Source organism: Enterobacteriaceae endosymbiont of Donacia thalassina (assembly GCF_012568245.1).
Lineage (GTDB): Bacteria > Pseudomonadota > Gammaproteobacteria > Enterobacterales > Enterobacteriaceae.
In genome coordinates, this window is sequence record NZ_CP046188.1 from 308,497 (window position 1) to 319,492 (window position 10,996).

A 10,996-nucleotide genomic window follows, 5' to 3' on the forward strand; every position below is an offset into this window, starting at 1 on the left:
TCATTTATGTAATTATTTGTAAATAATTTTTTATAAAATAAATTTTTAAAAAATTACATTTTGTTGATAGCAGCTTTTATGCTTAATCTTATTCTTCCTTGTTTATCAATTTCCATAACTTTTACAATTACATTTTGTAATAATTGTAAATAATCACTTACTTTATTTACATGTTGATTAGTAATTTGAGAAATGTGTACTAAACCTTCTTTTCCATTACCAATTGAAATAAAAGCACCAAAATCAACAATACGTACAACTTTTCCATTATATATTTGCCCTACAATGATATCTGCTGTAATTTCTTCTATACGTCGAATTGCAAACTTAATTTTTTCATTATTTTTAGCAGCAATTTTTACAATTCCACTATCTTCTATTTCAATAATTGTATCAGTTTCTTCAGTTAAAGCTCTAATAACAGATCCTCCTTTACCTATCATATCTTTAATTTTTTCTGGATTAATTTTTATAGTATGTATTCTTGGGGCAAATTCTGAAATGTTTTTTTTAGGAATAGGAATAGCTTGTTTCATTACCTTTAAAATATGTAATCTAGCTAATCTTGCTTGAAATAAAGCTAATTTTATTATTTTATATGTAATTCCTTCTATTTTCATATCCATTTGTAAAGCAGTAATTCCCTTTTTAGTACCTGCTACTTTAAAATCCATATCACCTAAATGATCTTCATCACCTAAAATATCGGATAATACTATAAAATTATTTTTTTCTTTAATTAAACCCATAGCTATACCAGCGACAGCATCTTTAATTGGAATACCTGCATCCATCATTGCTAATGATGCTCCACATACTGAAGCCATAGAAGAAGAACCATTAGATTCTGTAATTTCAGATACGATACGAATAGTATAAGGAAATATATCTAAATTAGGCATTACTGGTATTAAAGATTTTTTTGCTAAATTTCCATGACCAATTTCACGTCTTTTAGGAGAACTAATTATTCCAATTTCACCAACAGAATAAGGAGGAAAATTATAATGAAATAAAAAATGGTCTGTTTTATTATTAAGTATATCATCTAAAGTTTGTGCATCTCTAGTTGTTCCTAATGTTGCAGTTACTAAAGATTGTGTTTCACCTCTTGTAAATAAAGCAGAACCGTGTGTTCTTGGAAGAATACCTATACGTATATCTAAATTACGTATCATATCATGTTCACGTCCATCAATTCTTAAATTTTTTTCTATAATATTTTTTCGAACTATTTTTTTTTCTAATTCATAAAAAATTTCATTTAAATAATAAATAGAAATATTATCATATTCTTTTTCTTCTTTAATTAATTCAAGAATATTTAATTTAATAGAATTAATTTTTTTCATTCTATCTTGTTTTTCTTTAATATTATATGCTTTTACTAATTTTTTATAAGATAAAAGATAAATTTTTTCTTTAAGTTTCTCATTTAAAGGATATAAAATCCATTTATAAGATTTTTTTTTTACTTTATCACATAATTGAATAATATTATTAATTAAAATTTGTTGTTGATTATGTCCATATATTATAGCATCTAAAATTTGTTTTTCAGTTAATAAATTAGATTTGGCTTCTACCATTAAAATAGCTTTTTGAGTACTAGTAACAATTAAATCTAATGAACTATTTTTCATTTCTTGAATATTAGGATTTAGTATATATTTATTATTAATATAACCAACACGTGCAGTACCAAACGGGCCATTAAATGGAATACCAGCTAAATTTAAAACTGTAGATGCACCAATAATAGCTACAATATCAGGATTAATTTCAGGATTTACTGACATTACAGTTGCAATAATCTGAATTTCATTTAAAAAACCTTTTTTAAATAAAGGTCTTATAGGACGATCAATTAAACGAGAAATTAAAATTTCACTTTCACTAGGTCTTCCTTCTCTACGAAAAAAATTTCCAGGGATACGACCAGCAGCGTATAATTTTTCTTGATAATGTACAGATAGAGGAAAGAAATTTTGTTCTAATTTTACTTCATTATTTACTACTAATGTAACAAAAACAGCAGTATCATCAATACTAACCATTACAGATGATGTTGCTTGTCTAGCTATCATTCCTGTTTCGATAGTTACAGTATTATTACCATAACAAAATCTATGAATAATCGGGTTTAACAAAATAAATATCCTTTAAATAAAAATTTTTATTTATATAAATAAAATAAATTAATTTTAAAATCTCTAGTTCAATAGAGATAATGTAAAAATATATTTATCTTCTTAACCCTAAATTTTCAATCAATATATTATAATTGTATAAATTTTTTTTTTTTAAATAATTTAACAATTTTCTTCGTTGTGATATCATATGTAAAAGTCCTCGGCGACTATGGTGATCTTTTTTATGAATTGTAAAATGTTTATGAAGATAATTAATTTTAAATGTTAACAAAGCTATTTGTACTTTTGTTGATCCTTTATCTTTAGAATTATTTGCATATTGTTTTATTATTTTTGTTTTTTTTTCTGCATTTAAGTACATAACTTAACTCCATTAAATTATTTATAAATTAATAAAATTTATTAATTTAAATTTTATTATATAATTTTTGTTATTAATTTGATAAATTTAAATAAAATTAAAAATATATTTTTTAAATATATGAAATATTTCTTAATTTATTAAAAATAATAATTTTATTTATTGTCTATTACTTATTTTTTAAAAAAAATAAGGTAAATATAATTTATTATTTTGATAGTTTATAATTTACTTTTTTTAATTTTTAAGTTATTTAAAATATTACTAATATATTTACCTTCTTTTAATGAATAATCTAAAAAAAATTTTATTTTTGGTATTTTACGTAATTTTATTTTTTTTTTAAGAATATATCTAATATATTCTGTAATTTTATTGAGATAAAAAAGTGAATTTTTTTTAATTTTTAATTTTTCTTCTTTATATGACAATATTATAAAAATTTTTGCATATGAAAAATCTTTTGATATTATTATATCAGTTATAGTACTAAATTTATTGATTCTTGTATCATTAAGATTATTTTGTATTATTTTTGCTATTTGTTTCTTTAATTCATATGCGATACGTTTATTACGATACAATAAAATACTCCTTTTTATATACATTTCAGATTAATATAATTAAAAGTAATTTTTTCGAAAATTATTTTTTTATAAGTTCAATTTTTTCAAAAATTTCTATTTTATCTCCTGTATGAATATTATTAAAATTTTTAATACTTATTCCACATTCCATACCATTACGAACTTCATTTACACTTTCTTTAAATCTTCTTAAAGAATCTATATTTCCTTTATAAATAATTTTATTATTTCTAAATAATTTAATTAAATTATTACGTTTTATTATTCCATATGTTACTATACAACCAGCTATAATACCGCTTTTAGGAATAGTAAAGATACTTCTAACTTCTGCTAATCCTAGAATTAATTCTTTATATTTGGGAGTTAGAATATTTTGTATATATTTTTTCATATAATTAATTAAATCATAAATAATTGTAAAAAATATAACTTGTATACTTTCCATTTTTATTATATTTTTTATTATATTATTTGATTTTACATTAAAACCAATAATAATTACATTTTTTTCAGCATTAGCAATTGCCATGGAAATATCTGTTTCAGTAATTTCTCCAACGCCAGAATAAATAATTTTTATATGAATATTATCATTAGATAAATTTATTAATGTATTTTTAATAGCTTCTACAGAACCTTGTACGTCTGCTTTTAATAAAAGATTTATTTCATGAATATTTTTATGATCTAAATTTAAAAATTCTTTTCTAAATTGTTTTTGTTTATCAGCTAATTTTATTTCTCTATATTTATTTTTTCTATATAATGCTATTTCCTTAGCTTGTTTTTCATTATTTACTACTATTAAATTATCACCAGCATATGGAATTTCTGATAAACCTAAAATTTTAATAGGAGTTGAAGGTCCTGCTTGTAAAATATCTAATCCTTTACAATTTATTAATCCTTTTATTTTTCCATAAGTACATCCACAAAGTACTATATCCCCTTTTTTTAACATACCTTCTTTAATTAAAATATTAGCTATAGGACCTTTTCCTTTGTCTAAATAAGATTCAATAACAATTCCTTTTGCAGCTCCTTGATTAATAGCTTTTAATTCTAATATTTCAGCTTGTAATAAAATAGCATTTAATAATTTATTTATTCCTTCTCCAGTTTTAGCTGAAATTTTAACAAAAATATTATCTCCACCCCATTCTTCAGAAATAATATTATATCTACTTAATTCATTTTTTATTTTTTTAAAATTTGAAATTTTTTTATCAATTTTATTAATTGCAACTATTATTGGTACTTTATTTTTTTTAGCATGTTCTATTGCTTCTATAGTTTGAGGCATTATACCATCATCAATAGCAATAACTAATACTATAATATCTGTAATTTGACTACCTCTAAATCTCATAGAAGTAAAAGATTCATGACCTGGAGTATCAAGAAATGTTATTTTTTTATTATTAAATTTTATTTCATATGTATTTATATATTGAGTAATACCTCCTGCTTCTTTTGCAGTAATATTACTTGAAAAAATATAATCTAATAATGAAGTTTTTCCATGATCTACATGTCCCATAATTGTTACTATTGGAGGACGAATAATTGGTAATATATTAATATTATTTTTATTAATTAATATTTTTTCTATATCATTCTCACAACGTAATGTAACTTTATGTCCCATTTCTTCTGCTATTAATTGAGCTGTTTCCTGATCTAATTGTTGATTTATATTCGAAAATTTTTCCCCCATATTAATTAAAATTTTTATCAATTCTGTATTTTTTACAGCCATCTTATTAGATAATTCAGTAATACTAATTGTATCATTAATAATGATATTACGATTAATGTTTTTTATTGGTTTATTAAAATTTTGATATAATTTAGAAAAATTTTTCTTGTATTTATTATTAATAATTTTTTTTTTATTTTCTTTATTATTTTTATATTTTTTATTTTTATTAAAAACATCAATATTTAATTTTTTATTTTTATAATATTTTTTATTTTTATGTATTTTTTTTTTATTTAATTCTAAATTTTTTTTATAATCTAAATTATAGATTTTTTTATTATTATTTTTAATAAATGATTTAAATTTTGTTAGTTTTTTTTTTTTTGATAAAAAATGATTCGTATTTTTAAGTGATGTTTGTAATAAATTTTTTTTATTTTTTGATAAAGAAACTTTTTTCTTAATTAAGAATGTATTAAATTGTTTTTTTTTTATATTTAATAATTTTAAATTTTTTATTTTTTTATTTTTTAAATATATTAAAAATTTTTTTTTTTCTTCTTTATTAACTAGATCATTTTCTAATTTAGAAATACCTAAATTAGCAAAATATTTAATTATATTTTTTACTGAAATTTTAATTTCACTAGCTAATAATTTTATAGTTATAACAGCATCAATAGCATCAATCATGCTGCCTACTCCTCTATTGTCAAAATTGATTATGTATCATTTTTTTTATTAAACCAACAAATATTTCGTGCAGACATAATGATTTTTCCTGCTTTTATTTTATCTAGATTATCTATATCAGATATATCTTCAATACTTTGTTCTGCTAATTTTTCAATAGTTAAAATTCCTTTATTTATTAAATATTCAGATAATTTATTATTCATTCCTTTAAGTTTTAATAAATTTTTTTTAAATTTATTATTAAAATTTTTCTTTTTGGTTAAAGATAAATTATTATTAATGTTTTTTACTAATTTTTTTATTTTTTTTAAATCATTAATTTTAAAATTAAAAGAATTCATAATTTTATATAACTTATCAATTGGAGTTGATATTAATTTTTTAAAAGAAGATAGTTCTCCTTTTTCAACTATTTTTTTCGATAATTCATATTTAATATTAAAATTTTTTATAAACATATTTATAATATCGTTTTTTTCTTTTTTATATTTATAATATAAATCATTTTTAGTTAAAACATTTAATTCCCAACCACTTAATTGTGATGCTAAACGAATATTTTGGCCATTTCTTCCAATAGCTTGAGCTAAATTTTTTTCTTCTACAATAATATCTATAATACGTGTTTTTTCGTTTAAAATTATCGACGATATATCAGCTGGTGACATAGCATTAATAATAAATTTTTCAGGATTAGAATCCCATAATACAATATCAATACGTTCTCCATTTAATTCATTAGAAATAGCTTGTACTCTAGCTCCTCTTATACCAACACAAGCTCCAACAGGATCTATTCTCTTATCATTTGTTTTAACAGCAATTTTTGCTCTAGATCCTGGATCTCGTGCTGTTCTTTTAATTTCAATTAATCCTTCCGCTATTTCAGGAACTTCAATATGAAATAATTCAATTAACATTTGTATTTTAGATCTACTTATAAATAATTGTGTATTTTTTTTTAAATCTTCTTTAATATAAAATAATAAACCTCTTATTCTATCTCCTAATCTAAAATTTTCTCTTGGCAACATATCAGTACGTAAAATAATAGCATTAGCTCCATGTCCTAAATCTAAATTTAAATATCCTCTATTTACTTTTTTTACAATACCACTTAAAATTTTTCCTTCTTTTTTTTTAAATTGAGCAATAGTAATTGCTTTTTCTGCTTCTCTTACTTTATGTACAATAACTTGTTTAGCAGTTTGTGTTGTTATACGATCAAAATTAATCGATTTAATTTGATCATAAATATAATCTCCTAAATTAAGACTATCATCTTCAATACGTGCTGCATCTAATGTAATCTCTTTAGTAGGAAAATTAACTTTTTTAACAATTAACCATTTTCTAAAAGTGTTAAAATTTCCATTTTTTCGATCAATATTTACTAATACTTCTATATCTTGTTCGTATTTTTTTTTTGTTGCACTAACTAAAGCACTTTCCATAGCTTCAAATATTTTTTCACGAGGTAAAGATTTTTCATTAGAAACTGCTTCAATAACAGCTAACATTTCTTTATTCATCCTAGTTATCCTTAAATATTTTAATTCTTAAAATTAGAAAACTAGATTTTTATCTTAAAAATATTAATATTATATATTAAAATTCTTTCTTTTTTAAAAAATATTTTATTATTTACGTATAAAATAAATTTATTTATCTATATAAATATATAATTTAGGATTAAAAAATAATGTGGTATTTGGTTGCGGGAGTTGGATTTGAACCAACGACCTTCGGGTTATGAGCCCGACGAGCTACCAAACTGCTCCACCCCGCGTCTACTATAATGATATGCTAAAAATATAAATAATGCAATAATAATTTTGATACCGAAGACGGGATTTGAACCCGTAAACCCAAAAAAGGGCACTACCACCTCAAGGTAGCGTGTTTACCAATTTCACCACCTCGGTAATCTTTACTTTTATTTTTTTATACTATGTAATTTAATATTTTTCATATATTTTTTTACATTCATATTACTTAATAATAAACTAATAATAAAAAATAAAGATGCAAGAAGAATAATACTTCTAGTTAGTATTTGATTAGACATATTTGTGTTAAAAGGTGATTTTGCATCACTTGATGATGCACTTATATCTATGTCATCATTATTTTGAAACATAATAATACTAACTAAAAAAATTGAAACAAAAATAAAAAAAATTAATAATAATTTATACATATAAAACCAATAAAAATACTTTCAATTAATATTACTTTTTTTTAAGTATATATTAATCAGAAATAAATACAATATAATTTTTAATTATATGATAAAATTAATTTTTTATTTTGATTAATTATTTAGTTAATTTTATTTTTCTTTAATTAAAATTTAATTATAGGTTTACAAAAATTTTTTTAAAAATAAATATTTATTTTTATTATTATTTAATAATAATTTTAAAACTAAATTATTAATCTCATTTCCAATATTATCTTTTTTTAATAAATAATTTAATTATAATTTACTATTTTCTTAAATATTTTAAGATTACTAATCTATAGTATATTAGATCACAAAAAATTTTTAAATTTAAAATTTTTATAAAGAGTTACTCTGATACTATAAAATATAGTATGTTTCTTCAAAAAATTGGATATCAGTTTAAATATTGAAATATTGAGATATGATATTTAGAATAAATGTTATCTAAATTTTTAGATATTGAATAATAATAATATTTTTATATTTTTTTGGAAAAAATTTTTTCTAACTATATTTAATTTTATAATAAAATTATAAATTATTAGAAATTTATCTAAAATATTTTAAATTTCATCAAAGCCAAAATATTTATGATATTTCATATCATAAAATTTTTATATTTTTATAAAATATCATAAATTATTTATTTTTTTTAAATTTTATTCTTTTTTTTCATAATCAGGAGGTCTAACTTCTTTCCTGGACATTAAATCATCAATTTGTATTGAACCAATTGTTTCATATTTTATTAGGATATTTTTCATTGCATGTAAAATATCAATATTATCTTTTAAAATTTTATATGCTCTATTATAATTTTCTTCTATTAAATATTTTACTTCTTGATCAATAATTTTTGCTGTTTCATCAGACATATGTTTTGCTTTAGCAACAGATCTTCCTAAAAAAATTTCTCCCTCTTCTTCTGTATATAATAAAGGTCCTAATTTTTTAGAAAATCCCCATTGTGTTACCATATTTCTTGCAATATTAGTTGCAACTTTGATATCATTAGATGATCCTGTAGATACATATTTTTCTCCATAAATTATTTCTTCAGCAATTCTACCACCATATAAAGTAGATATTTTACTTTCTAATTTTTGTCTACTCATACTAATAATATCAATTTCAGGTAAAAAAAATGTGACTCCTAATGCTCTTCCTCTAGGAATAATTGTTACTTTATGTACTGGATCATGATCTGGAACTAATCTTCCTATAATTGCATGACCTGCTTCATGATAAGCAGTTGCTTCTTTTTGTGTTTCTGTCATTACTAAAGAACGTCTTTCTGCACCCATCATAATTTTATCTTTTGATTTTTCTAACTCTAACATAGAAACATGATTATAATTATGTCGAGCTGCTAATAAAGCTGCTTCATTTATTAAATTTGCTAAATCAGCTCCCGAAAAACCTGGAGTACCTCTAGCTAAAATTTTTAAATCAACTTCTTTTGAAATAGGTATGTTTTTTATATGTATTTTTAATATTTGTTCTCTACCTCTTATATCTGGTAAACCAACAATAACTTGACGATCAAAACGTCCTGGTCTTAAAAGTGCAGGATCTAATACATCAGGACGATTAGTTGCAGCAATAACTATAATACTTTCATTATTGTTAAATCCATCCATTTCTACTAACATCTGATTTAATGTTTGTTCCCTTTCATCATGTCCTCCTCCTAAACCAGCTCCTCTTTGTCTTCCTACAGCATCTATTTCATCAATAAAAATAATACATGGAGCTAATTTTTTAGCTTTATTAAACATATCTCTTACTCTTGAAGCACCTACACCTACAAACATTTCTACAAAATCAGAACCAGAAATAATAAAAAATGGTACTTTTGCTTCTCCTGCAATAGCTTTAGCTAATAAAGTTTTTCCTGTTCCCGGAGGGCCAACCATTAGGATACCTTTCGGGATTTTTCCTCCTAATTTTTGAAATTTTTTAGGTTCTTTTAAATAATCTACTAATTCTCTAACTTCTTCTTTTGCTTCATCACATCCTGCAACATCATTAAATGTAGTTTTTATTTGATCTACTGTAAGTATTTGTGCTTTACTTTTACCAAAAGATAAAGCTCCTTTACTACTATTTTGTAATTGTCGAATAAAAAAGATCCAAATTCCAATTAATAAGAACATTGGGAACCATGAAATAAAAATAGATAATAATATGCTAGGTTTTTGAAGAGGTTCTCCTAATATTTTAATTTTTTTTAAAAAAAGTATTTTTAATAAATTTGGATCATGCATTGGTAAATAAGTAATATAATTACTATTATTTTTCCTAAAAACATGAATTTTTCTACCATTAATACTTGTTTTTATAATTTTATTTTGGTTAATTTCAGATAAAAAAGTTGAATATGAAATTTGTTTTTTTTTATTAAATTTATTTAGATTTAAACTCTGGAAAACAGATATTAATATGACTGTAATTGCTAACCAGAGAATTAGATTTTTTGCCATATCTTTCAAAAAGTAACCCCTTGTAACTTTATAGTATATTTTATATTAATTTTTATATTTTTTTGCAACAATATAAATTTCATTTGATTGAGATCTTGAAGCTTTAGGTTTTCTAATTTTAACTATTTTAAATATAGAATTAATTTTATTATAATATTGGATTAATTCTTTACTCTGAAAAGTTTTTACTAAAAAAATTCCATTATGTTTTAATTGAGAATAGCATAATTTCAATGTTAATTCATTTAAATAAATAATCCGGGGTATATCTATTTCTGGTATACCAGAAATATTAGGAGACATATCGGACATTATCATATGTACTTTTGATTTATTAAGTTTTTTTATAATTTTATTTAAAAAAATAGGATTACATATATTACCTTGGTAAAAACTAACATTTTTAATAAAATTCATTGGTAATATATCACAAGCAATAATTTTTCCTTTACTACCAATTTTTAATGAAGCAAAACTAGACCACCCTCCAGGAGAGGAACCTAAATCAATTATCTTCATATTTTTTTTAAAAATTTTATCTATTTTTTCTATTTCTGCTAATTTAAACCATGATCTTGATCTATATTTATTAATATTTTCTTGAACTTTTTTTATATAAAAATCTTTAAAATTATTTTTTAACCATATTTTAGATTTTTTTTTTTTTTTATAATTCATAAGATTATTTATTAAAATAATAATAATTATTTATTCTTAAATCTTAATTTTATTAAAAAATTATCTTAAATTATATCAAAAAAAATAAAATATTACAATTTGTAAT

The 10,996-nt window shown here is 21.3% G+C and carries 7 protein-coding genes, 2 tRNA genes and 1 pseudogene; all 10 read right to left on the reverse strand.

What is annotated here, in order from left to right; all coding sequences use genetic code 11:
* Positions 1-53 precede the first annotated feature (53 nt).
* A complete protein-coding gene (gene pnp, locus GJU02_RS01525) occupies positions 54-2,150 on the reverse strand; it encodes a polyribonucleotide nucleotidyltransferase (RefSeq protein ID WP_168919328.1) in 2,097 nt (698 codons plus the stop codon).
* A gap of 94 nt (positions 2,151-2,244) precedes the next feature.
* Positions 2,245-2,514, reverse strand: coding sequence for a 30S ribosomal protein S15 (gene rpsO / locus GJU02_RS01530; RefSeq protein ID WP_168919329.1), 270 nt, complete (start codon positions 2,512-2,514; stop codon positions 2,245-2,247).
* A 221-nt stretch (positions 2,515-2,735) separates the two neighbouring features.
* Entirely contained in the window at positions 2,736-3,098 is a 363-nt protein-coding gene (gene rbfA / locus GJU02_RS01535) for a 30S ribosome-binding factor RbfA (protein ID WP_211080495.1), read from the reverse strand.
* A gap of 61 nt (positions 3,099-3,159) precedes the next feature.
* On the reverse strand, positions 3,160-5,499 hold the full coding sequence (infB, locus tag GJU02_RS01540) for a translation initiation factor IF-2 (RefSeq protein ID WP_168919331.1): 2,340 nt from the start codon (positions 5,497-5,499) through the stop codon (positions 3,160-3,162).
* A gap of 29 nt (positions 5,500-5,528) precedes the next feature.
* Positions 5,529-7,034 carry a transcription termination factor NusA gene (gene nusA, locus GJU02_RS01545; protein ID WP_168919332.1) on the reverse strand — a complete coding sequence of 502 codons (1,506 nt, stop codon included), beginning with the start codon at positions 7,032-7,034 and terminating at the stop codon, positions 5,529-5,531.
* A gap of 180 nt (positions 7,035-7,214) precedes the next feature.
* Positions 7,215-7,291, reverse strand: a tRNA-Met gene (locus GJU02_RS01550).
* Positions 7,292-7,341: 50 nt separating this feature from the next.
* A tRNA-Leu gene (locus tag GJU02_RS01555) sits at positions 7,342-7,427 on the reverse strand.
* Between the two features lie 11 nt (positions 7,428-7,438).
* Positions 7,439-7,702: a preprotein translocase subunit SecG gene (gene secG / locus GJU02_RS01560; protein ID WP_168919333.1), complete on the reverse strand. Its 264-nt coding sequence runs from the start codon at positions 7,700-7,702 to the stop codon at positions 7,439-7,441.
* Between the two features lie 707 nt (positions 7,703-8,409).
* A pseudogene (gene ftsH, locus GJU02_RS01565) lies at positions 8,410-10,212 on the reverse strand (ATP-dependent zinc metalloprotease FtsH); the annotation flags it as partial.
* Between the two features lie 45 nt (positions 10,213-10,257).
* Complete coding sequence (locus GJU02_RS01570; protein ID WP_168919334.1) at positions 10,258-10,890, reverse strand: RlmE family RNA methyltransferase; 633 nt, start codon at positions 10,888-10,890, stop codon at positions 10,258-10,260.
* Between the last annotated feature and the right edge of the window lie 106 nt (positions 10,891-10,996).